Source organism: Acinetobacter sp. DMC2 (genome assembly GCF_056314305.1).
This window is the reverse complement of sequence record NZ_JBQUYP010000002.1, coordinates 30,459-56,848: the sequence shown is the minus strand read 5'-3', so window position 1 is coordinate 56,848 and position 26,390 is coordinate 30,459. Positions and strand designations below refer to the sequence as shown.

Below are 26,390 nucleotides of genomic sequence, written 5' to 3'. Positions count from 1 at the left end.
TGAGATAAAAAATGAAAAAGACACCATTATGGGTGGGGGTATGCTTGTGCCCATTATTTAGTCAAGTTGTGCATGCAGAGTTTATTGAAGACAGTAAAGCTGAGCTGACACTTCGTAATTTTTACTTTGACCGAGACTATAAAAAAGACCCATATCCCTATACAGCAGCCAGAGATTGGGCGCAGGGTCTAATTTTTAAAGGACAGTCTGGTTATACCGAAGGGACAGTTGGGTTCGGTGTCGATGTATTGGCAATGGCAGGTTTTAACCTGATGGGAAGCCGTGCTGATGACTATGCGCGTAGTGGATTATTACCAGTGAATACCGATAACTCGCGTGATGATTATTATGGAAAAATCGGCATTACAGGAAAGGCTAAATTTAGAAAAAATGAGCTTTTTGTGGGGGATTTAGTTCCACAATTACCAACCATATTTTCATCGCCAGCGCGTTTGTTCCCGCAGACTTATCGCGGTATTCGCTTTGTTTCAAATGAAATTCCAAATCTTCAACTTGAAGGCTTTTATGTCGACGAAGTGCGTCAGCGCGATTCAATTCGTTATACCGATGTGGGAACAGACAATATCAACCATCGTTTTGACAAAGCGGCAACTACCGATTCTTTTTATACATTAGGTGGAAGCTATCAGTTAAAGGATTACCGTTTGCGTACTTATCATGCCGAACTCAAAGACATTTATCAGCAACAGTTTTTAGGTTTTAACGGCAAACAACCTTTAAATGATCAGCTTAATTTTTTAAGTGATGTACGTTTTTTTAATAGTGAAGAAACTGGAAGTAAAAAAATAGGAGAGGTCGATAACCGACATATTAGTGGTTTATTTGGTTTGAACTATCAAAATCATACTGTTTCTTTGGGCTACATGCGGTCGTTTGGCTCGACTGGTCTGCCATTTTTGTCGGGAACTGAAAGTCCAGTCGTGCTTGATTTTATGAGTTCGGACTATTCAAATAAAGACGAAAAAGTCTATTCGATTCGTTATGAATATGACTTTAAAAATGCGCGGGTAGGTGATGTTTCATTAAACGGACTGCGCTTTATGACTCGCTATGCAAAAGGTGAAGACATTGATTTATTGCAATATGGCGACCAACGTTTTAAAGAGGAGTCGATGGAATTTGATTTGGGCTATAAAATTCCTGAAGGTAAGTTAAAAGGCTTAGGTATGCGAGCTCGTTTTTCTCACTACCGCAACGATATGCCTACTAATATGACATTCCACTCGGCAAATGAAACGCGTTTGAATGTTGACTATACCTTTAAATTTTAACGTTCAATATTTAACTAAATTCAAGACAAGTTAAAACATTGTGATCAGCAATGTTTTAACTTTAGTTATCAACTGCACAAAATCCCTCTATAATACCGCCAATCTTATTAAAGCCAATTGAGTCTCTCATTAAACACATGGCTTTAATCTCTCATTTTTTTAAGTCAATTTCTTCGCTGTGATTCGGCTTATTTTTCAATATTTAGAATTTTATGTGTCTGTGCTGACACATAAAAATATTTAGGTGCCAGCATGGAAATCAAGGTTAATTATCTCGACAATCTTCGACAGGAAGCTAAGTTCGATGACTTTACGGTAATTGCCGATCAACCAATTCGCTATAAGGGTGACGGTTCGGCACCGGGCCCATTTGACTATTTTTTAGCATCGTCAGCATTGTGTGCAGCGTACTTTGTAAAAGTGTATTGTGCCGCTCGAGATATCCCAACCGATAATATTCGTTTATCGCAAAATAATATTGTTGATCCTGAAAACCGCTACAAACAAACCTTTAAAATTCAAATTGAATTACCAGCCGATATTTCAGAGAAAGATCGCCAAGGGATTTTACGTTCGATTGACCGTTGTACCGTTAAAAAAGTGATTCAAACGGGTCCCGAATTTATTATTGAAGAAGTGGAAAGTATCGATGCAGATGCACAAGCATTGTTATTGCCAAGTCTAACTTCAGAAAGCCATACCTATATTCAAGGTAAAGATCTACCGTTAGAAGAAACCATTGCCAATATGTCTGCCATTTTGGCAAATTTGGGCATGAAGATCGAAATCGCATCTTGGCGTAATATCGTGCCAAATGTATGGTCATTACACATTCGTGATGCACAGTCTCCGATGTGTTTTACCAATGGTAAAGGTGCAACTAAAGAAAGTGCTTTGGCGTCTGCATTAGGCGAGTTTATTGAGCGTTTAAACTGTAACTTCTTCTATAACGACCAGTTCTGGGGTGAAGAAATTGCCAATGCTGAATTTGTGCATTACCCAGATGAAAAATGGTTTAAACCGGGTCCAAATGGTGAATTACCTAAAGAAATCTTAGATGAATACTGTCTTGAGATTTACAACCCAGATGATGAGTTACTTGGCACACATTTATATGACACCAACTCAGGCAACGTAGAGCGTGGCATTTGCTCGCTACCTTTTGTGCGCCAGTCTGACGATGAAGTTGTCTATTTCCCATCAAATTTAATTGAAAACTTGTACTTAAGTAATGGTATGAGTGCGGGCAACACTTTAGAAGAAGCCCAAGTTCAATGCTTGTCAGAAATTTTTGAACGCGCTGTTAAACGTGAAATTTTAGAAGGTGAAATTGCACTTCCAGATGTTCCTGAAGACGTATTAGCAAAATACCCAAGTATTGTTGCTGGTATTAAAGGCTTAGAAGAGCAAGGTTTCCCTGTATTAGTTAAAGATGCATCATTAGGTGGTCAGTTCCCTGTAATGTGTGTGACTTTAATGAACCCACGTACGGGTGGGGTGTTTGCATCTTTCGGTGCGCATCCAAGTTTTGAAGTTGCGTTAGAACGTAGTCTGACTGAATTACTTCAAGGTCGTAGTTTTGAAGGCTTAAATGATTTACCGCAACCGACTTTCCAAAGTAATGCAGTCACTGAACCGAACAACTTTGTTGAGCACTTTATTGACTCAAGCGGTTTGGTATCTTGGCGCTTCTTTAGCTCTAAATCTGACTATGACTTTGTTGAATGGGATTTTTCTGGCGAAGGCGAAGAGTCGAATGCAGAAGAAGCTGCAACATTGTTCGGTATTCTCGAAGAGATGGGCAAAGAAGTATATATGGCAGTATACGAGCACTTAGGTGCGACTGCTTGCCGTATTTTAGTACCAGATTATTCTGAAATTTATCTTGTTGAAGATTTGATTTGGGACAATACCAATAAAGCGCTTTCATTCCGTGAAGATATTCTAAATCTACATCGTTTGGATGATGAACAGCTTGAGGCATTGGTTGAGCGCTTAGAAGAATGTGAGCTAGATGATTACACTGAAATCACCACACTCATTGGTATTGAGTTTGATGACAATACAGTTTGGGGACAGCTCACTATTTTAGAATTGAAACTGTTGATTTATGTTGCTTTACAACAGTTTGAAGAAGCAAAAGAGCTTGTGGAAACTTATTTGCAATATAACACCAACACTGTTGAGCGTGGCTTGTTCTATCAGTGCATGAACGTGGTGCTTGAAGTGATGTTAGATGAAGAACTCGAGCTTGAAGACTATCTGACTAACTTCCGCCGTATGTTTGGTGATACACGAATGGATGCAGTATTAGGTTCTGTCGATGGTAGCGTTCGTTTCTATGGTTTAACACCAACAAGCATGAAACTAGAAGGACTTGATCGTCATTTACGTTTGATCGAGAGCTATAAAAAATTGCATGCAGCTCGTGCTAAAGCCGTAGCGATGTAATTTAAAAAGCGAAATAAAAAAAGCCTATTTTTAAATAGGCTTTTTTTATAAAACAACTTGCTAGTTTAAGCAGAAGCTTTGGTGATCTCTATGGTTTCTGCATCTGCTCTATAATCTTGTTGCTCATCCAAAGTATGTTTAGCCGGAATATAAGACATTGCGCGTTCTGCAAGAGCTGTAATGGTAAGGCTTGGATTAACGCCCAAATTTGCACCTAACATTGAACCATCCACAACGTATAAGTTTTTATAGTTAAAGACACGGTTTTGTCCATTCACTACGCCGCGTTCTGGACTTGAAGCAATTGCGCAACCACCCATACAGTGAGCTGTAAAAGGCACGTTAAACAAAATTTCGGTAATGGTTGTCATTGGGTGACCATTAAACATTTTGGCAACTTTTTCGGTAAAAGCATTGGCCTGCGGAATATACACAGGTAGCTTTTTACCTTCGCTCGATAACACCTTACCAAAAGGCCAGAACCAATTACGTTTCAAGCGCATGTTAATTGAGGCATCAGCTGTTTGCATCACCAAGAAAATTAAAGTTTGGCGTGCAAAACTGACAGGGTTACTCATGCGAAGGAAAATAAATGGATGACAGATTAAGGCCCATAACCAAAAGAAAATACGTGTCCAACCCGGTTTGCCTTTAGCCATGTAAGTACACATGAGGCCCATAGCATCTGAGCCAGTTTGGTAACGAGTCGCTTCAATGTGAGTGTCATGGTCAATGTAAATACTTGAACCAATGGCAACACCTTTACTCATGTCGACATCTTTACCAAAAAAACGAACACCTAAAATCGACTCGGCATTAGTACGAACCCGATTGCCCAAATCATCAGAGATATTTGGCAGTGAACCAGACTGTTTTAAACGGAACAACATCTCTTGCGTACCCAAAGAAGATGCCGAGAAAATCACATTACGAACTCGCCAAGTACGGCGTTGTTTGTTAAACCATGAGCTTGAACATTCAGTTGTAACTTCATAGCCATCGCTGCCATCGGCTTTACCATTGAGTGGTTTAACATCAACCACTTTGGTTTCTTCGTAAACCTTGGCACCATTTTTTTCGGCAAAGTACAAATAGTTTTTATCTAAGGTATTTTTGGCATTGTGTTTACAACCCGTCATACAGCCGCCACATGCGGTACAGGTTCCGCGGTCTGGACCTTCGCCGTTAAAATACGGGTCTGGGTAGGTCTTGCCACCTTGTTCACCTTCGGGTGGAAAAAAGGTTGCAACACGAGTCGGTTTAAACGTATGCCCAACACCAACTGCATCGCCCATTTTTTTTAGCATGTGGTCGGCAGGACCGAAAATTTTATTATCCGTTACCCCAAGCATACGTTCTGCTTCAGCATAGTGCTGTGGCATTTCATTTTTCCAGTCCGCCGCATCTGCCCACGTGCCTTCATCCCAAATATGTTCAGGTGGAACAAGTAGGGTATTGGCATAGGTGATTGAGCCACCGCCTACAGCATTACCGCAAATAATGGTGACATGGCGAAAAAAACGCATGTTGAAATAACCGAAAAGTTTCATGCCCGGGCGCCAAATCCAGCGGCGGGTATTCCAGTTATTTTTAGCAAAATCTTTAGCTTCCCAGCGTCGCCCCATTTCCATTACAGCAACAGAGTAGCCCTTTTCGGTTAGACGGCAGGCAGAAACACTACCACCAAAGCCTGAACCAATAATGAGGTAATCATAGTCATAATTGTTTGTTGTCATGCCGAGGACTCCTCTCTGGCGATATTTTTATATTGACTGTGTATGTTTATCAATGAATTGCCCAATGCGCTCAATCGAGTCATTAGATTCATTTAGTATACCCGCGTGGAACTGAAAAACATGTCCGACTCGGTCATAAACCTTCAAGTTCGTCGGAATACCGTATTTTTCAGTTTGTTCAGCAAGGCGTTTTGCATCGTCTAATAAGACTTCTTCGGTACCGACATGAATTAAAACAGGTGGTAATCCAGTTAAGTCGGCATAGAGTGGGGAACAGATTGGATCGGTTACCAATTTTTGTCCGCAATAGTTTTTTGCACACCACGCTAACCAGTCTTCGGAGAGCATCGCATCTTGAGCAGCATGAGTTTTCATCGTGCTTCCAGAGAGGCTTAAGTCAACCCAAGGTGAAAGTAAAACTAATGCCGCTGGTAACGGTAACCCTGCATTTCGTATCGCAATTGCAGCACTTAAACTCAGGCCACCGCCAGCAGAGTCGCCAGCGATCACGAGTTTCGTCGGGTCTTGTCCTTGAGCAAGTAAAGCTTTATAGACTGTAATTACATCTTCAATAGCAGCAGGGTTTGTGTGCTCTGGGGCTAGGCGATATTCAGGTAACCAGACTTGTGCTTGAGTTGCATGTCCGATTTGAGCAGCAAGCTTAGTGTGACTTTTTGAGCTACCCACCACATAGCCTCCGCCATGTAAATATAAAATACTGAGTCCTGATTGAGTCGTTTTGGGCTGAATATGAACTGTCGGTACTTGAGCAATTGTTTGCTTTTTTGTTTTATAGCCACGTGGCCCAAGCACAATTGCACTGGCTGCGTCGCTACAAAAACGTTGTAGCTTTAGTGGTGTTTTAGGGGATAAAGCTGGACGTAGCGTGGTACGAATAGTCCATGCAAGAAGCTGCTTCATAATAAGGACTCATACTAAGCCTAATGACAGTCAGCATCTCTTAAAATGAAGAGCATGCTGACCACTGTTTTTATTTTGCTGATTTGTTGAGTAGGCGAGTTTGCAAGGCAGTCGCAGTTGCAAAAATCTTTTGATAACCCTGTGGAAGAATACGTTGAATCACATCAACGGCTTTCGCATCGGCTCCGATTAATAAACGGCGACGGTCCTTACGGACAGCTTCTAAAATTTGATTAGCGGCCTCATCAGCAGGGGTGCGAAGTAATTTATCGAAAGCATCCTGACTTTTTACAGGGTCCATTCCTAAAGACTGGACGCTATTATTCATACGCGCAGCTTTGGCAATATTGGTACGAATACCACCCGGATGCACACAGGTCGCACTCACTCCAGCATTTTGCATATCGAGTTCTTGGCGTAGAGACTCGGTAAAACCACGAACAGCAAATTTACTGGCATTATAAGCACTTTGGGTCGGTTGAGCTGTTAAGCCAAACATACTAGAAATATTAATAATATGCCCATCACCACTTTGCTTTAAGTAAGGTAAAAATTCTTTGGTGCCATAAACCACGCCCCAAAAATTAATACCAATGAGCCATTCAAGATCTTCATAGCTCACACCTTCAGCTGTGCTACCTATTGCGACCCCAGCATTATTAAAAATCAGGTTAACTTGGCCATGTTCATCGACAACTGCCTTTGCCCAAGTTGCAACTTCATCACGTTTAGCCACATCGACTTTTTGTGTAGTTACTTTGACTGAATAAGGCGTTAACAGCTCGACTGTTTTAGCTAATCCAGCTTCACTGATATCAGAAAGTGCTAGATGGCAGCCTTGTTTTGCGAGTGCAATGGCAATTGCTTGTCCAATACCAGAGCCAGCACCTGTCACAGCTGCGACTTTATTTTTAAAATACTTCATAAAATTCTCCGTTTATTTTTCTCATTTCCTATGGTGAAGCTTGTTTAAGAAATAGCCGAAACCTGACTGTAGTTTTCAATATCGAAGCGACGAGTACGTTGACGATATTCAAGGGTAAAACCCGGCCAGTTATTGGTATTTTTGCCATCAGCAGTTTGATACCAACTGGTACAACCTTGTGCCCAGACAGTTTTTTTCATTTTTTCTTGAATACTTTGATTAAACTCATGTTGAACTTCTGCACGAACATTGGTGAACAGAAGTTTGTTTTGTAGGGTTGTTTGAATGGCATCTAAAATATAATTCACTTGGCTTTCAATCATATAGACAATTGAGTTGTGCCCAAGATTGGTGTTTGGACCATAAAGCATAAAGAAGTTTGGAAAGCCGCTCACAGTTAAGCCGAGATAAGCTTCTGCACCATCTTTCCATGTGTCTTTTAAGGTACGACCATCAAGACCTGTAATCTGCATTGGCGCCATAAATTCCGTTGCGGCAAAGCCTGTACCATAAATAATGGTATCGACTTCACGTAGATTTCCTTTCGCATCTAAAATACCGTTTTCGGTAATTTCCTGCATGCCCGTATTAATCACATCGACATGAGGTTGAGTCAGTGTTGCATACCACTGGTTAGAGATTAAAATACGTTTACAACCAATTGGATAGTCAGGCATTAAACGGTGGCGTAACTTCCCATCTTTAACGACTTTACGGATGTGACGTTGGAATAAATATTCCACCAAAGGCATTTCATTGAGTGAAGTTGTAAAAGCAAGTAGGCGAATTTCATGATGACCATATTGCAAAGCACGGTCCAGACTTTGCAAAATCGGCAGTTTACGGAAAGCTTTTTTCTCTAAAGGTTGGTAAACCCGATCTGGTTTAGGAATCACGTAGGGTGCAGAGCGTTGGTAAACATCGAGATGGGCAACCTGTTTTGCAATTTCAGGTACGAACTGAATTGCGCTTGCGCCTGTACCGATTACCGCAACACGTTTGCCAGTTAAGTCATAGTCATGATCCCAACGCGCTGAGTGAAATGCTTTACCTTTAAAGTTTTCAATGCTTTTAAGTTTTGGATAGGCAGGGCGGTTGAGTTGGCCTACAGCGCCCACTAAGAATTCAGCTTCGAACTGTTCACCAGAAGTACTTTGAATGTGCCATACACCTTGCAGAGCATCAAATTCTGCACTGGCTATTTCAGTGTTAAATTGAACATGTGGACGAATATCATATTTATCCGCACAGTGGCGTAAGTATTGATAAATCTCTTGAGAGGTTCCGTAGCGATTTTTCCAGCCCAGTTCTTGCTCAAAAGAAAAAGAATAAAGATGAGAAGGCACATCACATGCAGCACCTGGATAGGTATTGTCACGCCAGACACCGCCGACATCGGCAGCTTTTTCAAATAGGGTAAATTGTTCAAAACCTGCTTGTTTGAGACGAATGGCAAGTCCTAGACCACCAAAGCCAGTACCAATAATGGCGATGCGTACATTTTTATTTGAATTAGTCGACGAATTAAACATAGGCTGCTCTAAATCCTTAAAAACAGTGGGCGAAAGAATCGCAATTTCCTGTATGCAGCATAATCGTTTATTAACTTGATTTAGAGGATGGATGAGGACAAAATATTGTGATTCGAGGACATTTTTGGATGGTACAGTGACGTACGCATGGGCATTTGAACGCAGTGTACATAGTGTTCGGTTAATGGCTGATTTTGCAGTGGAATCAGGCATTTCTTATCAAACCATTTTAAAAGGAACTGGAATTAGCCAGCAGCAGTTGCTTGATCCCAATATGGTAGTTTCGGGACATCAAGAATTACAGCTCATCCATAATTTAGTCGAACTCTTTGAAGATCGGCCAACTTTAGGTTTAGAAGTAGGTACACGTTATCATTTCACCACATTTGGACCTTTAGGTATGGCGCTTATAAGTAGTGCTAGTATCCGCGAAGCGCTTGATTTTGCACTGACTTATTTTTCATTAACGTTTGCATTTACCCGTTTTATTGTTTTAGACACTAAAGACGGTCCCCTTATTGAACTCACAGATGAAGATATACCATCTTCGGTTAGACAATTTATTATTCAACGTGATGCCGCTGCACTTATTACAGTGCAACGCGACCTTGTACAAGATAATTTTTGCCAATATTTGGCTTTTTCTTTTCAACCTAAAGGTGATGTACAACCTTATATAGATTTATTTGGTATCTTGCCAGAGTTTGGCGCAGGTCGGAATTTTGTTCTACTCGATGCGCACAAAGTTGACCAGAAGTTGCAGATGGCCAATGATCTGGTTTTAAATACAGCTGAAGAGCAATGTCGGCAAATTCTCGATAAACGTCAGTCACAAAAGAAGTTCACGGCATTGGTACAAAGACAATTGATGAATATTCGAGGTGAAATGCCATCCATGGAAGTGGTTGCCAATCGGCTACATTTAAATGCTCGCACTTTACGTCGCCATTTAGCGCAAGAAGAGATGACGTTTATCCAGATTCGGGAAGAAGTTAGGCAAGTTTTAGCAGAGCAATATTTGGCATTACCAAAAGCTTCGGTTGAGCAGATTGCAGAGTGGTTAGGCTATGCAGAAACAGCCAGTTTTATTCATGCTTATAAAAGATGGCATGGCAAAACACCTCATGCCATGCGCTTAAACAATCAATAATTAACATATTTTATTTCGCTAACCGCAAATGTAATAAACGCGTTGCTGAGGTGTGACGAATCTCATCTATTCGTGCATTAAAATAACGTTCAGTAATTGCTTCGCCTGAAAGATCTTCGACTACTTCAAATCCCATTTGCTCCACGGCCTGATGTAAATCTATTGGTTTAAATTGTCCCAATAAAGGCTCTTTCAGCAAGTGGGTAAACTGTGCAACGCCCATACTTCCAAGTCGCTCGATACCATTCAATTCTTGGAAATCAGTTGAATAGTCGAGTACAACTTCACTACCGTTTGCAGCAAATTCAGCAATACTTTTTAAAGTTTGCAAAGTGGTTTGAGGGTTTAAATAGTGTGTTGTGCCTAACCACGAAAAAAAAGCAGGAGCGGTTGGCTCATAGAGACTTCTAATCAAAGCTTCCGAAATAGACTCTTTTTCAAAGTTAATCGCGACAAAATCAACGGTAGCAGGAATATTTCCTAGTTTTTTTAGCTTGGCCTGTTTGGCAGCTTGAGTATCAGGATGGTCTACTTCAAAGATTTTCAAAGCAGGGTAATGATGAGACTCGCGTAGGGCAAAAGAGTCTAGGCCAGCACCCACCAATACATATTGTTGAGTGTTCTGTTGAACTGCCTGATCAAGTAAATCTTCGGCATAACGCGAGCGCCCGACCACTTGCCCAGTAAGTAGACCTAAAGTACGGTTTAAAACCGCAGAATTCATGACCTTAACAATCAGTGAATTAGAGAGAAGTTTTTTCCAGCCTTTACTGGTTAGCTCAAAAGCATAAGGGTCTGAAAATATGGGGTTCTTTGTGTTCTGAAAATGATTGGCCCGTAATGCAGCAGCAGCTTCAGCGGTACGACTTGATTGACCTTCTTTCATCTTTATCCTGTTTTTTTATTTCTTGAAGATATTCAACGAAGAAGGCAGTGTATTTCATGAAAACCTAAAATACACTGCCTATTTCTTACAACTGATTTGATTGAAATTACAAATTAGTGAGTTTTTGTGGTTTGATACGTCACTTCATAATCTTTCAAATCTACTTTTTTCAAACGTTGTTTCAGCTTTTTCAATGACCAAGGCCATGCAGCAAAGTTACGTCCGTTGGCATCAAGGTAGTAACTCTTACAGCCGCCGCTATTAAATACAGTCGTTTTTAGGTGTTTTTGCACTAAATCGTTATGCTTTTTAATCACATCAGATTTAACATTTATCTTGCTAATTCCTTTGTTTTTAATTTTCAATAAGCCATCTACGATATAGTCGAGCTGTGCTTCTGCCAAACCAATGAAAGAGTCATAGACCAGTACGTTAGGCCCTAAAACTAAAAATGCATTTGGTACATTTTCAATGTTGGTCCCCAAGTAAGCTTCTGGTGAGCTATCTTTCCATATATCTTGTAAACATTGACCTTTTTCATTATGGACACGTTTACCAATTGGCGGGTGAGATACTTCAAAGCCTGTACCCCAAATAATCACATCAACTTCGTGGCGTTCACCATTGGCAGCAACCACCGTATTGCCTTCAACTTTCACTAAACCATGAGGGATTAGGGTGGTGTTTGGTGCTTGTAGCGCTGGATAATAATTGTTAGCGAATAAAATACGTTTACAACCAATATCAAAGTTTGGCGTTACGTTTTTACGTAGCACAGGATCATTAATCTGTAATTTAAGTAATTGCTTACCCAATACATTTATTGGTTTTAATGCAAGTGGATTACGTAAACCAAAGTTAATTGCATTCAGCGTTAACGCTACACTTTTACGCCAGCTCGCCTGAATAGACGGATATTTAGCAATCACTGATTTACTAAATTCGCCCAAGTCTGTATCTGGTTTTGGTAGTACCCAAGGTGCTGTACGTTGGAATACAAACAGCTCTTTCGCTTTTGGTTGAATTTGTGGCACAAATTGAATGGCAGATGCGCCAGTACCAATCACGGCAATGCGTTTACCTGTCAAATCATAATCATGGTTCCATTTAGCAGAATGGAACATCTCGCCTTTAAATGTTTCTAAGCCTTCAAGACGTGGAATTTGAGCTTCGGTAATTGGACCTGTGGCAAAAATAACGGTTTTAGATAAATATTGACCAGTACTGGTATCAAGTACCCACACATGACGTGAGTCATCCCACGCTGCGTTGAGCAGTTCGCTATTAAACTCAATTTTAGAGGTAACATTAAACTCGTTACTCACATCTTCCAGATAGCTTAAGATTTCTGGTTGGCGCGCAAATAAATGGCTCCATTTTGCACTTGGTGCAAATGAGTAGGAATAAAGAGCAGAAGGTACATCGCAACCACAACCTGGATAGGTGTTTTCACGCCATGTTCCACCCACGCGGCCAGCTTTTTCAATAATCTTATAATTGGTATAACCAACTTGATCTAGGCGAATGGCAGCGGCAATACCTGAAATGCCAGCACCCACAATAAAAGTATCGAAAATATGGTTTGGTGATTTGACAGCTTTTTTTGCTGAAGCATTTGTTTTCATTTGAGCAGTCATATGTGTACTACCTATAAATTTCTTATTTAAATAATTTGTACGATGTGCCAAGGAACTTGTTATACAAGCTTGGAGATGCACGTTTCATGAGCCAGAATAACTTTGCATCAATTTGAGGAATGGTATACAACTCATCCTGATCAAGGCGATTAAGCGTTAATCTTGCAACATCGTCACTTGTGGTGAAGGCATAGTTCATCAGCGCATGGTCTGCTAGTTTTGAATAGCGTCCGGGAATTCGGCCATTTTTAATGATATTGGTTGGAACCAGCGTCGGGCAGAGTACATTCACTTTAATATTAAACTTATGCAGTTCAGCTGAGAGCGTTTCTGAAAGCGCGCGTACACCCGCTTTAGTCACGTTATAAGCGGTCATTTCTGGTGCAGCAGTGTAAGATGCAGCAGAGGCCACATTAATAATCGCGCCGTAACCTAGCTTTTTAAACTTTGGAACAAAGGCATGGCAACCGTGAATAACACCCCAAAGGTTAATATTCATAACCCAATTCCAGTCTTCTAGGCTTAGCTCATCAAACTTACCACCCAAACCGACACCGGCATTATTAATGACAAGAGTCACAGGATGCCCAAGTAAGATTTCAGCAGTTTCAGCTAGATGATTAACCTGTTCTGCATTACCCACATCACAACGCATAGCAAAAGCTTTGGCGCCTTCTTGTTCAAGAAGTTTTACTGTTTCTTCAGCAGCTTCGAGATTAATATCTGCACACACTACGCTGCCACCACGTTTCGCAAGTTCCATTGCAAAACTTCGACCAATCCCACTGCCTGCACCCGTTACTACGGCATAAGCTTTTTGGCTTGGTTTAACTTTCTTTTTGCCAAATAAAATCATGATTCATCCATAAATAGCTTGAAGAGATACCAGCTATCTGTTCGATAGCTGGAAATGCAGGACGATTAAGACATGCGTACTGGTGGGGTAAATTCTTTAACAAAATAAGGAGCAATTGCACCGCCTTCGGTCAGCAATTTCTTTTTGTAATACTCAAGATACTCAGTTGTATCATGATCATTTGGATGAAAGTTTGGACGTAAGTAGTCAAGAATTTGACCAATCGTACTACCGAATACTCCATCTTTTGGACCAAAGATTAAGCCTACACCGCGACGAGCATCTTTCCAGAATTTTAAAGTCAGCATCTCTTGCGGCTTTCTTAATACAGGCACAAATAATGTAGTCGCAGGAATTAAACCTAAAATGGTAATGAGAGCTAGAATGAACCCAGAAGCTCGTAATGGATAGCTACCATTTAAGAGTTGATAAACATCATAGGCAATGTCTTTATGTTCAGATTCTTCAAGCATGTGCCACATCCACAATGCACGGCTTTTCTCATCATTTGAGTAGTAGAAATTCTTTTCATGCTTCATCATGTATTCAGCAAGTACCGCAGTAAAATGCTCAATACCCGCCATCATTGACAATTTTAGTGGTTGTGGAAATTTCAAAAATACATATTTAAAGAAGTTCGAACCAAGAAAACGATATAGCGCAACAGGATATTCAGCATCTTGAAGAGCATCGTTATATTCATTGTGCAATTTTGAGTGAATTGCTTCTTGGCCAATCAGCGAAGTAACTCGCTGTTTCAATATAGGATCTTTGATAAATTCACGGTGATGACGAGCGGTTTCAATTACCAGATCCTCACCATAGGTTAAAAACACCGAAAGTGTGGCAAAAAATAAAGTAGCAAATTGGTTGTCCATATAGAATCTGACATCAATTTCCTTACCATCAAAACCAATATTTAAGTGACGAATTGGAATAGAACTTTTGCTAGCAAAATCGGGTACTTCAATTTCACGCTGAAATTTAAGTTTGTTGAATGATTTTTTAACTGCGGTCGAGATCATGGCGACACCCTGAGGCAAAGTAGTGGTGCATTTTGATGAAAATCGATAAACTCAATGATCAACAAAGCACTATAAAATTCCATTTTCAAAAACAGATGATTTTCTGCATTGACTACGGTGTTGTTGCTCCGTTATTTGTTTGATTATTTGGCTGAATAACGGAAGAAGAGCCGATGTAGACAAGAGCTACTTAATGACTCTTCTTTAATTTTTTCATATTAATCTGACATTATGTTCGGATTCAATTCGGGTAAATTTTTAAATATATAAAAGTATTTTGTAGACATTTTTTGCAGTAAAATTTTTAATTGATTTGATTTTATATATTTGAAAAATAATAAATTAATTTATATTTAAGCTAATAAAATAGCCACTTGAAACACATATTCACTCATGGCTCTGGGAATGTTTTTCTAAATTTTTTTCGCTAAGTTTGACAACTATTCGGATTTTTTTTTTATTTCTACCCAGTCGAATTACATGCTAATCTGACTTTATGTTCGGATTATTGATTAGATCGTATGACTACGCGTAAACCTCGTCAAACTCGAGCCAAAGTCACTGTCGACACGATTATTGAAGCAGGTTTTATTGCAGTGGCACTTCATGGACCAAGTGGTACTACAACACGTCATATTGCAGAAATTGCAGGCGTGAGTGTCGGGTCTTTATACGAATATTTTAAAAATAAAGAAGAAATTTATGATGCGATGAATCATTTTTTTGTTCGGGAAATTCTGGACATGATTACAGAGCTTACGCCGACGATTTTACAGCTGGAATTAGAGCCTGTTATCGAAATGATTTTTTATACTTTTAGTGATTTATTAAAGAAAAATAATGACCGTTACTTAACCGTTTTACGTTATGCAGGAGAATTGCAGTACGATAAATACATTCCCAAAATTGAACAGGCCTTAATGGAAGTCATCATGAAATATATGATGCACAATCCTAAATATCTAAAAATCAATAATTTGCCTGTAATTACCTACATTTGTATCAATAGTGGAATTTTTAATGTCGCGCGGCATCTTATTTTGCCAAACCCTTATATTAGTTTTGATGAAATGGTGCAGGGGCTAACCACGATGATTATGAGCTATATCAATACAGAGATGGCACGTTCAGAAGAACATTGAGCTGAGTTAGAATTTTTATAAGTCCGATCAACAATAAACAAGCCCCCACATAAATTTTATGCGAGGGCTTAGTTGCATTATGGCATGGTTGGAACTTCTTCAGGACGCATATCGAAAATCAAAATTTCGGCGTTATCACCATTGGTAAACGATAAACTTCCGCCTTCACGAATACGTGCAGCATCGCCAGTGTTAAATGTTTTACCATTTACATCAACACGACCTTTGGCAACGTGTAGATAAACATATCGACCCTCAGGAATCACAAATTCAGCAGTTTCTTCACCATCAAAAAGACCTGAGTAAATATTAATGTCTTGTTTGATCGATAAAGTTTTCTCGCCACCTTTCGGTGAGATGATCAAATGCAATTTACCGCGTTTGTCTGCTTCATCAATATGAACTTGTTGATAGCCCGGATCTGTATTCACTTCATTTGGAACAACCCAAATTTGCAAGAAATGAACGCCTTCTTGAGCTGAATGGTTAAATTCACTATGAGCAACACCACGACCCGCACTCATGAGCTGAATGTCACCTGGCACAATCACAGAGCCTGTACCCATTGAGTCTTTATGCTCTAATGCACCTTCAAGTACATACGAAATAATTTCCATATTGCGGTGAGGGTGAGTACCAAAGCCTTTAGATGGAGCAACGTTATCATCGTTAATTACAAGTAGATCAGAAAAACCAACTTGTTTAGGATCCCAATAGTTAGCAAATGAAAAGCTATGTTTTGTTTGTAACCAACCATGATGTGCTGCACCACGCTCGTGAGATAAACGCATATCAAACATGATGTATTCTCCTGATTTAATTTTCTATCTGAGCGTAGTTTATCGTAGCGTTTATTGTAATAAAGCACTGAAAATGGAAAGCTTGGTACGATTTTTAGAACGATTAAATGAAAATTATTTGTTGACTAAGAAAAAAAGCTATTTTGGTTAAAATTGAAATTTACCTTTAAAGCTAAAGATGAAATTTGAGAAATAGTAAGATCACCAAACACTTTTAAATAAAACAATTGAAAGAAAAATGAATCTTTTTAGCCTATTTAATCGGTAAAAAATTTAGAGATATTTCATGCTATATACACATTAGTCTACAATGTGTATTTAAAGGAGCTTAATAATAAAAATGAATAAAAAGCTAATATTAAAAATAACTAAACCTAAACTGTTTTGAAATAAAGTTACTTTTCAATGGAAATGTTTTGTATTTATTGCTTATTTAAATGATGGATTTAAAATCACCTTTCTTTTCAATAATTTGAGTGAGAGTGCGTTATTGTAAATAAATGTGAAAATATTCACAAAGCTATAATTTTTTGTTAAGATCGTTAACATTAAAAACATAGAGATAATAATAATGATCAATAAAGTATTAATAGTGTTGTGTGTGAGTATTGTCTTTGTATTAGGGTATTGGGCCTATTTAGATAGTCAAAATAAAAGACATCAAGAGCTCATGCGGATCATACAAGAAGCTGAAAGAAACCTACAAAGTATCGAACGTAATCCAAATCATGCTCATCACAGCAATTTAGCTTCTTATAATATGCAAGAATATATTGGCGAAAAAAAATTATTTTCTAGCAGCATTGAGCTATAAACTTCTAAATTTTACAGTGTCATTGGTCATATCTTTTCATAAATTTTGATCATGTTTCTGTTGAATCTGTTAAACTTATTGAACGTATAGTAAAAAAGCTGCATAGGGGTTATGCAGCTTTTTTGTGTTTCAAGAGGGGCTGTGGCTATTTCCTATGTATGAAAATAGACATCAAATGAGTGGCATATTTGTTGCTTCATAAGTTTGAGATTCTTGTTTATAGGGCTGAACAGAAAAACAATATTGTTCAGCGACCTACATAGACGTAAATATTCCACAGTTCAGATTTTGCATAGAGGCTACTTATGGCAGCGCCCAATTCTTCGGCAGGCTGGTTAGAGCGTTTATTTAAGTTAAGCGACAATAAAACCACTTTCCGAACTGAAGTTCTTGCTGGTGTAACTACATTCCTAACGATGTGTTACATCATTATTGTCAATCCACTCATTTTATCTGAAACCGGCATGGATCATGGTGCCGTATTCGTTGCGACCTGTTTGGCAGCAGCAATCGGATGTTTAGTAATGGGGATCATTGCAAATTATCCAATCGCACTGGCCCCTGGTATGGGTTTAAACGCTTACTTTACCTACTCGGTTTGTATGGGGATGGGCGTGCCATGGCAAACAGCTTTAGCGGCTGTTTTTGTTTCAGGCCTTGTTTTTCTTGCAATTAGCTTCTTTAAAATTCGTGAAGCGATTGTCAATGCGATTCCGATGTCGCTTAAATTTGCAATCGGTGGGGGTATTGGTTTATTCCTAGCACTGATTGCACTAAAAAATGCTGGAATCATTGTTGATAACCAAGCGACATTAGTCGGTTTGGGTGATATCAAACAGCCTACAGTATTATTAGCGCTATTCGGATTTTTAATGATTGTAGTTTTGCATCAGTTGAAGATTCGCGGTGCAATCATTATTAGTATTTTAGTCGTTACAGGTATTGCTACTGCTTTAGGTCTAAACGAATTTAAAGGTGTAGTGGGCCAAATCCCTTCAATTGCACCAACATTTATGCAAATGGACTTTAAAGGTCTATTTACAGCAAGTATGGTCGGAGTCATCTTTGTATTCTTTATTGTCGATTTGTTTGATAGTACAGGTACTTTGGTTGGTGTTTCACACCGTGCGGGTCTTTTACAAGACGGTAAATTACCTCGTTTGAAGAAAGCATTATTTGCAGACTCTACTGCAATTGTTGCTGGTGCTGCATTAGGTACATCTTCAACTACACCATATATTGAGTCAGCTTCAGGTGTAGCAGCGGGTGGACGTACTGGTTTAACGGCTGTTGTGGTTGCAGTTTTATTTATCTGTTGTTTATTTTTAGCACCTCTTGCTCAATCGGTACCGGGTTTTGCAACGGCGCCAGCTTTATTGTTCATTGGTGTGTTGATGATTCAAGGTATCACTCATATCGATTGGGATGATATTACTGAAGCTGTTCCAGCCTTTTTAACTATTGTATTTATGCCATTTACCTATTCAATTGCTGATGGTATTGCAATGGGCTTTATTAGCTATGCATTAGTTAAATTATTCACGGGTAAGGCAAAAACTGTACCGTACATGGTATGGATTATTGCTGCGCTTTGGGTATTTAAATTTATCGCGTTTGGCGGTTAATATGATTTTTTATAATTTTCTTCTTGAGCTATCTTAGACATAGTTTTTAATAAGAAGAAAATTATAAAAGGGTGTGATTTTGACCACACCCTTTTTTCTTTAGATGTGGAGTTAATATGAATCAAGTCGAGCTGATTCGCGCCTTACCAAAAGCCGAATTGCATGTACATATTGAAGGGACTTTTGAACCTGAATTAATGTTTGCAATTGCCCAGCGCAATCAGATTCAGATTCCTTACAAATCTGTTGAAGAAGTAAAGCAAGCTTATAACTTTCATAATCTTCAATCATTTTTAGATATTTACTATGCTGGTGCAAATGTTCTTGTACATGAACAAGACTTTTATGATTTAGCATGGGCCTATTTTGAGAAATGTGCCGAAGATCATGTCGTTCATACAGAAATGTTCTTTGACCCCCAAACCCACACTGACCGTGGTGTTGCGTTCTCAACAGTGATTAGCGGTTTAAAGCGTGCTTGCGCAGATGCTAAAGCTAAGTTTGGTATCAGCTCTCAACTGATTATGTGTTTCTTACGTCATTTAAGTGAAGACGCTGCATTTGAAACACTTGAACAGGCTTTGCCATTTAAACAAGACATTATTGCTGTAGGCCTCGATTCAAGCGAAGTAGGGCATCCGCCAGCTAAATTTGAACGTGTTTTTGCTAAGGCGCGTGAAGAAGGTTTCTTAATCGTTGCTCACGCTGGCGAAGAAGGCCCACCTGAATATGTATGGGAAGCTTTAGATCTACTCAAAGTGAATCGTATTGATCATGGTGTACGTTCTGAAGAAGACGAACAATTAATGGCGCGTTTAATTAACGAAAAAATGCCTTTAACTGTTTGCCCTTTAAGTAACTTAAAGCTATGTGTTGTTAAGGATATGAAAGATCATAATATCCGTCGTCTATTGCAAAAAGGCGTACACGTGACGGTTAACTCAGACGATCCTTCATATTTCGGTGGATATATGAATGATAATTTCTTTGCCATCCAACAAGCTTTAGACTTAAACAATGATGAGTTGAAGCAACTCGCAATTAACTCTTTTGAAGCCTCTTTCATTTCAGATGAAGAAAAACAAAAGTGGATTGCAGAAATCCAAAAAATCTAAATAAAAAACCGCCTATCTCAGGCGGTTTTTTTACATACGTTTTATTTAGGTTGTTTGGTCATACTATTTAAAATATTGTCTTTATCAACAAAGTGATGTTTTAAAGCAGCTAGTACATGCCCAACAATCAGCAAGCCTGCAAACCAAGAAATATAAATATGTAAAGGTTTAACGATAGCTAAAAGCTCTGGGTTATCTTGTACTAAACGCGGAATTTCAAATAAATATAAAACAGGGGCAGGGTGACCAGCGCTCCAGCTAAATAAACAACCAGTGACAGGTAAAGCCACCAAAATCACATAAAGCAATAGATGACCAACATGTGCCAAAGTTTTCATCATTGGAGACATGGTGTCAGGTAGTTTTGGAGCTGGATGTGTATAGCGCCATAAAATCCGGATAATCACCAAAAAGATAATGGTGGTCGCAATATTTTTGTGCAGCGTAATGACATCGCCTTTAAAGGGACCATCAACATCATAACTTAAAAAATTTCCACTATAGAAACCAATAGCCCATGCTGCGATGAAAATGATTGCCATCACCCAATGCAGGATTTGTGCGGTACGGGTGTAATACTGAGATGAAACAGCAGGCATAAAAAACCTATTTTTTTGTCGTTTTGATTTTCAATTTTATGAGAAAGCACTGATTTTGAGAAATGTTTTAAATGTAACAGAGCGTGCTAAAAACAGAACGTTTAAGGAAAAATGCATTTGATGAGCTGAGTTATGATGGGGAAAAAGATTGCATAAATGCATCAAATTATTTGTTTCTTCTAAAGTCGAGTTTAGGCACAATACGCGCTGCCAACGTTCAATCAAAGGAAAAAATGATGAAAAAATTGATGCTCGCTCTAGCGCCAGTTGTTTTAGCTTTAACAGCATGTGCAACGACTACAGGTACGGGTACAGGCGCTACTTCTGCACAAACAACAACTCAGCAGTTGGGTGTTGCTGCATTAAAAGTTGCTGTAAATGCGAAATGTATTACAGAGATTAATAATGTTGCAGCTTGGAAAACAGCAACAAAGCTTATGACTGCTGAGCAACGTGATAGCATTCAAACGAATGTTTGTGGTTGTGTGAGCGAAAAGGCACCAAATAGCGTAACGGCAGTAGAATTAGCAGCAGCTGCATTTGATGTAAATGCACGTGCTACAATTGTAAACCAAGTGGTTTCAAAAACTGTAAATGAGTGTGTGGCAGAAGCTTTACAAAAGTAATTAATGATTTTTGTATTAAAGAAGGCTGATTACTATTGATCAGCCTCTTTTGTTTAAAGGTGAAGAGTAAATGTTTATTGCTGGTGTAGATGAGGCGGGACGTGGTCCATTAGTAGGTTCCGTTGTGGCAGCGGCTGTTATTTTAGATCCGAATAATCCAATTGAGGGATTAAATGATTCTAAAAAATTAACTGAAAAGAAACGTGAAAAGTTGTTTATTGAAATACAAGAAAAAGCTTTAGCTTGGTCAATTGCAGAAGCAACGCACGCTGAAATTGATGAATTAAATATTTTACAAGCGACTTTTTTGGCCATGCAACGTGCAGTTGATGGTTTAAAAGCTCAACCACAAAAAGTGATTGTAGATGGGAATCAAATTCCAAAAGGAATCATTATTCCTTGTGAAGCTATTGTTGGGGGAGATGCGAGTCATCCTGAGATCAGTGCTGCGAGTATTTTGGCAAAGGTTACACGTGACCGACAAATGGCAGAATTAGATCAGCAATATCCATTATTTGGTTTTGCCAAACATAAAGGATACCCAACTAAAGCGCATTTTGAAGCGATTGCAGCGCATGGGGTAATTGATCAGCACCGCCGCAGCTATGCTCCTGTTAAACGTGCTCTAGGCCTATAAATACTAAGTCCTAAAAAATTTAAAGCGACTAGAAAGTCGCTTTAATTAGGGAGAGAATAACTTCATATTAACGATTGAAGTTTTTCTGTGCATAATTATCATCTTCAAAAGAAACTTGATAATCTTGATCAAGATGTTGAAGGTGTTCATGCATTGCACGTTCATGTTGAATACGTTGATAAATTTCTTCGCGATGAACAGAAACCTCTTTTGGTGCATTCACACCAATACGAACCTGGTTTCCTTTGACGCCAAGCACAGTAACACTGACTTGATCCCCAATCATTAATGTTTCCCCGACACGGCGGGTCAGAATCAGCATGTTTATCTCCTTGCTAAACGCTTAAAACTGCAATATTGGTACCCAAATAAAAGCTCAACCTCAGTTTTCAGTCAGATTCTAACAGAAATATGAGAACAAAGTCATATTTTGATAATCACTGCCAAAAAACTTTCCGTTTAATATAACAGAGCCGCTATAAAAAAAACTATAGCGGCTCTGTGTTTTCTTTGATTATTGTCGGACAAGTAAACATTTTTTAATGAATTATTGACCGTTTGGTAAAATTAAGCGCGGGCGCTGCTTTCACCATGTTCACGATCTAAACCAAAAGCGGTATGTAGACAACGAACAGCAAGTTCAAGATATTTCTCATCAATAATGACAGAAACTTTAATTTCAGAAGTTGAAATCATAAGAATGTTGATACCTTCGTCAGCTAGGGCAGTGAACATCTTGCTCGCTACACCTGCATGTGAACGCATACCTACACCTACGATAGACACTTTAACGATGTCATCACGTGTTGAAACTTCACGTGCACCAATATTTTTGGCAGTTTCGTTTAAGATTTTTTCAGCTTTCGCTAAATCAACACGGTTTACAGTGAAAGTGAAATCTGTTGTACCATCTTCTTCAACATTTTGCACTATCATGTCGACTTCAATATTGGCATCACTTACTGGTGATAAAATTTTAGAAGCAATACCCGGTTCATCAGGTACACCTAAAATCGTTAATTTTGCTTCGTCACGGTTAAAAGCAATACCTGCAATAATTGGCTGTTCCATAGTATCTTCCGCCTCAGTCGTAATGAGTGTACCTACATTTTCTTTAAATTCTTCGTCAAATGCGCCGTCGTTATCATTATCAAAACTTGATAATACACGTAAAGGAACTTGATATTTTCCGGCAAATTCTACTGAGCGAATTTGTAAAACTTTTGAACCTAATGAAGCCATTTCTAGCATTTCTTCAAAAGAAATACGGTCAATTTTTTTGGCTTTAGGAGCAACACGCGGGTCAGTGGTGTAAACGCCATCTACGTCAGTGTAAATTTGGCATTCATCTGCTTTTAGGGCAGCAGCAAGAGCAACACCAGAAGTATCTGAACCACCGCGGCCTAGCGTTGTGATATTTCCATTAGCGTCAAAGCCTTGGAAACCTGCAACAACAATAACACGGCCTGCATCTAGGTCATTGGTCATGACATCTGTATCAATAGACTCAATACGCGCTTTGGTAAATGCACTGTCAGTTTTAATACCGACTTGACGTCCGGTATAGGATTTAGCTTCCACACCAATCGAATTAAGTGCCATAGCTAACATGGAAATCGTCACCTGTTCACCGGTTGAAACCATTTGGTCTAACTCGCGTGGGTCAGGTGTTTCGGTAATGGCTTTAGCGAGAGCAAGTAAGCGGTTTGTTTCACCACTCATTGCAGATACAACCACAACAACCTTGTGACCGTGATCATGCCAACGCTTAACACGACGAGCAACATTTAAAATGCGCTCGGGGGTACCCATAGAAGTACCGCCATATTTTTGAACGATTAATGCCATAGTTTTTCCATATAAGCCATGACCCTGAGAGGCTTTTCAGGGTCAGTTACACAAAAAGTGAAGTCTTATTTTTGTTCAAGCCATGCAGGTAATGCAGCAATAACTTGTCCAAACTTCTCGTTAAGTGGCGCGCCACCTTGTGCTAAGTCAGGTTTACCACCACCTTTACCACCTAACTCGGTTGCTAGATGCTTGATGATGTCACCTGCTTTTAGATTTGCAGTGTATTGTGATGCAACTGAAGCAAGTAGGCTAACTTTGTCACCCTCTACACCAGCTAACACAATAACCGCGTTCTCTAATTTTGATTTAACACTGTCGTGTAAGTTGCGAAGTGATTTCGCGTCTACACCTTGAACAGTGGTAATAAGCGTTTGACGACCAGAAATCGTTTGTACCTGATCAATCAATTCTGACGCTTGGAAGTTTGCCAATTTCTGATTGAGCTGTTCAATCTGCTTTTGTAATGCAGAAACAAGTTCTACGTTAGCCTGTACACGCTCAACAGTTTGGTCTTTCTGTGCTTTTAATAAGCCATTAATGTGCTGGATATCAGCATCAGTTTTTTGTACTACATCTAAAGCTTTAGTACCTGTAACCGCTTCAATACGACGTACCCCAGCAGCTACGCCGCCTTCAGAAGTGATTTTAAATAAACCAATATCACCTGTACGCTTAACGTGAATACCACCACAAAGTTCAATTGAGAAGTTTTTCTCATCAATCACTGAACCCATAGCGAGAACACGAACTTCGTTACCGTATTTTTCACCGAACAACATCATGGCACCTTTAGCTTTTGCCGCTTCGATGTCAAGGAGTTCAGTAGTTACAGCTGTATTTGCAATAATTTCTGCATTTACCAAACGCTCAACCTGTTGTAACTGTTCAAAAGTTACGGGTTGGTCGTTAGCAAAGTCAAAACGTAAGATATCACTTGCAACTAAAGAACCTTTTTGTTGTACGTGTGAACCTAAGATTTGACGTAGAGCAGCATGTAATAAGTGAGTTGCCGAGTGGTTGCGCGCAGTAGCTTCACGAATATCTGCTTTAACAATCGCTTCAACGTTTTGATCAGCTTTAAGGTTACCAACGGTCACAATACCTTGATGAACAAAGGCACCGCCTGACTTTTTGGTATCTTGAACTTCAAAAATACCAGTTTCGTTTTTGAAGATACCTGTGTCACCAATCTGACCACCACTTTCTGCATAGAAAGGAGTCTGGTTTAAAACGATAAGTGCTTCGTCGCCTTCAGAAACTTCATCAACTTGTACGCCATCTTTGTAGATCGCTACAATTTGGCCTTGACCAGTGGTGTTGATGTAACCGTCAAACTGAGTTTCGCCTTCAACTTGTACAATGCTGTTATAGTCAATAGCGAATTTACCAGCATCACGAGCACGTTGACGCTGAGCAGCCATTTCTACTTCAAAACCAGCTTCGTCAATAATAAAGTCACGTTCACGTGCAATATCAGCAGTTAAGTCTGTTGGGAAGCCGTAAGTGTCGTAAAGTTTGAAGACTGTTGCACCAGGAATAGTCTTGTCTTTTAACTGAGCAAGTTCACCTTCAAGTAGTTTTAAACCTTGCTCAAGTGTTTTTGCAAACTGTTCTTCTTCACGAACTAAAGTTGCTTCAATCACATCTTTACGAGCTGCGAGTTCAGGATAAGCCTCACCCATAACTTCGATTAAAGGTTGCAACATTTTGTAGAAGAACGTACCAGTTGCACCAAGCTTATTACCGTGACGCACAGCGCGGCGGATAATACGGCGTAGTACATAACCGCGACCTTCATTGCTTGGGTTTACACCATCAGCAATTAAGAAACAGCATGAACGCGCATGGTCTGCAACTACACGTAAAGAAGGCTGACCTTCGTCTTCAATATCAATAATGTTTGCAGCAGCTTTTAATAAGTGTTGGAACAGGTCAATGTCGTAGTTTGAATTAACATGTTGCAATACAGCAGAGATACGTTCTAAGCCCATACCTGTATCAACAGATGGAGCAGGGAGAGGGTGAAGCACGCCGTCAGCAGTACGATTGAACTGCATGAAAACGTTGTTCCAGATTTCAATGAAACGGTCGCCATCTTCTTCAGGTGTACCTGGTAAACCACCCCAAATGTGATCACCATGGTCAAAGAAAATTTCAGAACATGGACCACATGGACCTGTATCGCCCATTGCCCAGAAGTTATCAGATGCGTATTTTTCGCCTTTATTATCACCAATACGGATAATACGTTCAGGCGCTAAACCAATTTCTTTGTTCCAGATGTCGTAAGCTTCATCATCGGTGTGATAAACGGTCGCATATAAACGGTCTTTAGGAAGAGCTAACCATTCATCGCTAGTCAGAAATTCCCAAGCGAATTTAAGTGCATCACGTTTGAAATAATCACCAAATGAGAAATTACCTAACATTTCAAAGAATGTATGGTGACGAGCAGTGTAACCAACGTTGTCTAAGTCATTGTGTTTACCGCCAGCACGTACACATTTTTGTGATGTAGTTGCACGTACATAGTCACGTTTTTCAAGACCTAAGAAGCAGTCTTTAAACTGGTTCATCCCAGCATTTGTAAATAATAAAGTTGGGTCGTTGGCAGGAACAAGAGAACTCGACGCGACACGTGTATGCCCTTGCGTCTCAAAGTAGCGCAAAAATGCTTCACGAATTTCAGCAGATGTCATTAAACGAGTACTCACAACCAAGTCACTCCATATTTTCGAATTTGGCTAAATGTATCAATGCCTGTTTGTTT

General features: G+C 39.4%; 22 protein-coding genes. 9 read left to right on the top strand and 13 right to left on the bottom strand.

Translation table 11 applies throughout. The annotated features are described in order from the left end of the window. Positions 1 to 11: 11 nt before the first annotated feature. Together ACT53H_RS04545 and ACT53H_RS04540 are read left to right on the top strand one after the other, a co-directional pair. Positions 12 to 1,292, top strand: coding sequence for an OprD family outer membrane porin (locus tag ACT53H_RS04545; protein ID WP_476008711.1), 1,281 nt, complete (start codon positions 12 to 14; stop codon positions 1,290 to 1,292). 252 nt (positions 1,293 to 1,544) lie between these two features. Beyond that, on the top strand, positions 1,545 to 3,743 hold the full coding sequence (locus ACT53H_RS04540) for an OsmC domain/YcaO domain-containing protein (RefSeq protein WP_476008710.1): 2,199 nt from the start codon (positions 1,545 to 1,547) through the stop codon (positions 3,741 to 3,743). A gap of 65 nt (positions 3,744 to 3,808) precedes the next feature. On the opposite strand, the gene ACT53H_RS04535 is transcribed toward ACT53H_RS04540, so the two are convergent. From ACT53H_RS04535 to ACT53H_RS04520, 4 genes are all read right to left on the bottom strand, one after another. Continuing rightward, positions 3,809 to 5,479 carry a GMC oxidoreductase gene (locus ACT53H_RS04535; RefSeq protein WP_476008709.1) on the bottom strand — a complete coding sequence of 557 codons (1,671 nt, stop codon included), beginning with the start codon at positions 5,477 to 5,479 and terminating at the stop codon, positions 3,809 to 3,811. Positions 5,480 to 5,506: 27 nt separating this feature from the next. Beyond that, positions 5,507 to 6,400, bottom strand: a complete 894-nt coding sequence (locus ACT53H_RS04530) for an alpha/beta hydrolase (protein WP_476008708.1) — start codon at positions 6,398 to 6,400, stop codon at positions 5,507 to 5,509. 70 nt (positions 6,401 to 6,470) lie between these two features. Next, on the bottom strand, positions 6,471 to 7,325 hold the full coding sequence (locus ACT53H_RS04525) for an SDR family NAD(P)-dependent oxidoreductase (RefSeq protein WP_476008707.1): 855 nt from the start codon (positions 7,323 to 7,325) through the stop codon (positions 6,471 to 6,473). A 44-nt stretch (positions 7,326 to 7,369) separates the two neighbouring features. Further along, a complete protein-coding gene (locus ACT53H_RS04520) occupies positions 7,370 to 8,857 on the bottom strand; it encodes a flavin-containing monooxygenase (protein ID WP_476008706.1) in 1,488 nt (495 codons plus the stop codon). Between the two features lie 136 nt (positions 8,858 to 8,993). On the opposite strand from ACT53H_RS04520, the gene ACT53H_RS04515 reads away from it, so the two are divergent. Continuing rightward, on the top strand, positions 8,994 to 10,007 hold the full coding sequence (locus ACT53H_RS04515; protein ID WP_476008705.1) for an AraC family transcriptional regulator: 1,014 nt from the start codon (positions 8,994 to 8,996) through the stop codon (positions 10,005 to 10,007). A 10-nt stretch (positions 10,008 to 10,017) separates the two neighbouring features. Here the strand turns inward: ACT53H_RS04515 and ACT53H_RS04510 are convergent, their stop codons facing one another. From ACT53H_RS04510 to ACT53H_RS04495, 4 genes are all read right to left on the bottom strand, one after another. Beyond that, positions 10,018 to 10,893 carry a class I SAM-dependent methyltransferase gene (locus ACT53H_RS04510; protein WP_443271793.1) on the bottom strand — a complete coding sequence of 292 codons (876 nt, stop codon included), beginning with the start codon at positions 10,891 to 10,893 and terminating at the stop codon, positions 10,018 to 10,020. A gap of 113 nt (positions 10,894 to 11,006) precedes the next feature. Further along, positions 11,007 to 12,530 carry a flavin-containing monooxygenase gene (locus tag ACT53H_RS04505; RefSeq protein ID WP_476008704.1) on the bottom strand — a complete coding sequence of 508 codons (1,524 nt, stop codon included), beginning with the start codon at positions 12,528 to 12,530 and terminating at the stop codon, positions 11,007 to 11,009. A gap of 22 nt (positions 12,531 to 12,552) precedes the next feature. Beyond that, positions 12,553 to 13,386, bottom strand: a complete 834-nt coding sequence (locus tag ACT53H_RS04500; protein WP_151963551.1) for an SDR family NAD(P)-dependent oxidoreductase — start codon at positions 13,384 to 13,386, stop codon at positions 12,553 to 12,555. Between the two features lie 65 nt (positions 13,387 to 13,451). Continuing rightward, positions 13,452 to 14,411, bottom strand: coding sequence for a metal-dependent hydrolase (locus ACT53H_RS04495; RefSeq protein ID WP_238612477.1), 960 nt, complete (start codon positions 14,409 to 14,411; stop codon positions 13,452 to 13,454). Positions 14,412 to 14,932: 521 nt separating this feature from the next. On the opposite strand from ACT53H_RS04495, the gene ACT53H_RS04490 reads away from it, so the two are divergent. Further along, positions 14,933 to 15,553, top strand: a complete 621-nt coding sequence (locus ACT53H_RS04490) for a TetR/AcrR family transcriptional regulator (RefSeq protein ID WP_002163161.1) — start codon at positions 14,933 to 14,935, stop codon at positions 15,551 to 15,553. Positions 15,554 to 15,630: 77 nt separating this feature from the next. On the opposite strand, the gene ACT53H_RS04485 is transcribed toward ACT53H_RS04490, so the two are convergent. Further along, positions 15,631 to 16,353 carry a pirin family protein gene (locus ACT53H_RS04485; RefSeq protein ID WP_476008703.1) on the bottom strand — a complete coding sequence of 241 codons (723 nt, stop codon included), beginning with the start codon at positions 16,351 to 16,353 and terminating at the stop codon, positions 15,631 to 15,633. A 571-nt stretch (positions 16,354 to 16,924) separates the two neighbouring features. Between ACT53H_RS04485 and ACT53H_RS04480 the strand changes: the two genes are divergently transcribed. The 3 genes from ACT53H_RS04480 (at position 16,925) to ACT53H_RS04470 (ending at position 19,907) form a co-directional block, all read left to right on the top strand. Continuing rightward, complete coding sequence (locus tag ACT53H_RS04480; protein WP_004793783.1) at positions 16,925 to 17,167, top strand: hypothetical protein; 243 nt, start codon at positions 16,925 to 16,927, stop codon at positions 17,165 to 17,167. Between the two features lie 305 nt (positions 17,168 to 17,472). Continuing rightward, positions 17,473 to 18,792: an NCS2 family permease gene (locus ACT53H_RS04475; protein WP_004793782.1), complete on the top strand. Its 1,320-nt coding sequence runs from the start codon at positions 17,473 to 17,475 to the stop codon at positions 18,790 to 18,792. Between the two features lie 116 nt (positions 18,793 to 18,908). Further along, positions 18,909 to 19,907 carry an adenosine deaminase gene (locus ACT53H_RS04470; RefSeq protein ID WP_476008702.1) on the top strand — a complete coding sequence of 333 codons (999 nt, stop codon included), beginning with the start codon at positions 18,909 to 18,911 and terminating at the stop codon, positions 19,905 to 19,907. 41 nt (positions 19,908 to 19,948) lie between these two features. On the opposite strand, the gene ACT53H_RS04465 is transcribed toward ACT53H_RS04470, so the two are convergent. Beyond that, a complete protein-coding gene (locus tag ACT53H_RS04465; RefSeq protein WP_312824032.1) occupies positions 19,949 to 20,506 on the bottom strand; it encodes a cytochrome b in 558 nt (185 codons plus the stop codon). Positions 20,507 to 20,742: 236 nt separating this feature from the next. Here ACT53H_RS04465 and ACT53H_RS04460 point away from each other — a divergent pair, with 236 nt between their 5' ends. Then, positions 20,743 to 21,132 carry a hypothetical protein gene (locus ACT53H_RS04460; RefSeq protein WP_004793775.1) on the top strand — a complete coding sequence of 130 codons (390 nt, stop codon included), beginning with the start codon at positions 20,743 to 20,745 and terminating at the stop codon, positions 21,130 to 21,132. A gap of 70 nt (positions 21,133 to 21,202) precedes the next feature. Then, on the top strand, positions 21,203 to 21,769 hold the full coding sequence (rnhB, locus tag ACT53H_RS04455; protein WP_004793774.1) for a ribonuclease HII: 567 nt from the start codon (positions 21,203 to 21,205) through the stop codon (positions 21,767 to 21,769). Between the two features lie 67 nt (positions 21,770 to 21,836). Here rnhB and csrA read toward each other — a convergent pair whose 3' ends face one another. The 3 genes from csrA to alaS all read right to left on the bottom strand — a co-directional run bounded on the left by csrA (position 21,837) and on the right by alaS (position 26,319). After that, a complete protein-coding gene (csrA, locus tag ACT53H_RS04450; protein ID WP_004793773.1) occupies positions 21,837 to 22,091 on the bottom strand; it encodes a carbon storage regulator CsrA in 255 nt (84 codons plus the stop codon). A gap of 245 nt (positions 22,092 to 22,336) precedes the next feature. Continuing rightward, the gene (locus tag ACT53H_RS04445) at positions 22,337 to 23,617 is read right to left on the bottom strand and encodes an aspartate kinase (protein WP_004793772.1); all 1,281 of its coding nucleotides are present in this window, start codon (positions 23,615 to 23,617) and stop codon (positions 22,337 to 22,339) included. Between the two features lie 65 nt (positions 23,618 to 23,682). Beyond that, positions 23,683 to 26,319: an alanine--tRNA ligase gene (gene alaS / locus ACT53H_RS04440; RefSeq protein WP_476008900.1), complete on the bottom strand. Its 2,637-nt coding sequence runs from the start codon at positions 26,317 to 26,319 to the stop codon at positions 23,683 to 23,685. Between the last annotated feature and the right edge of the window lie 71 nt (positions 26,320 to 26,390).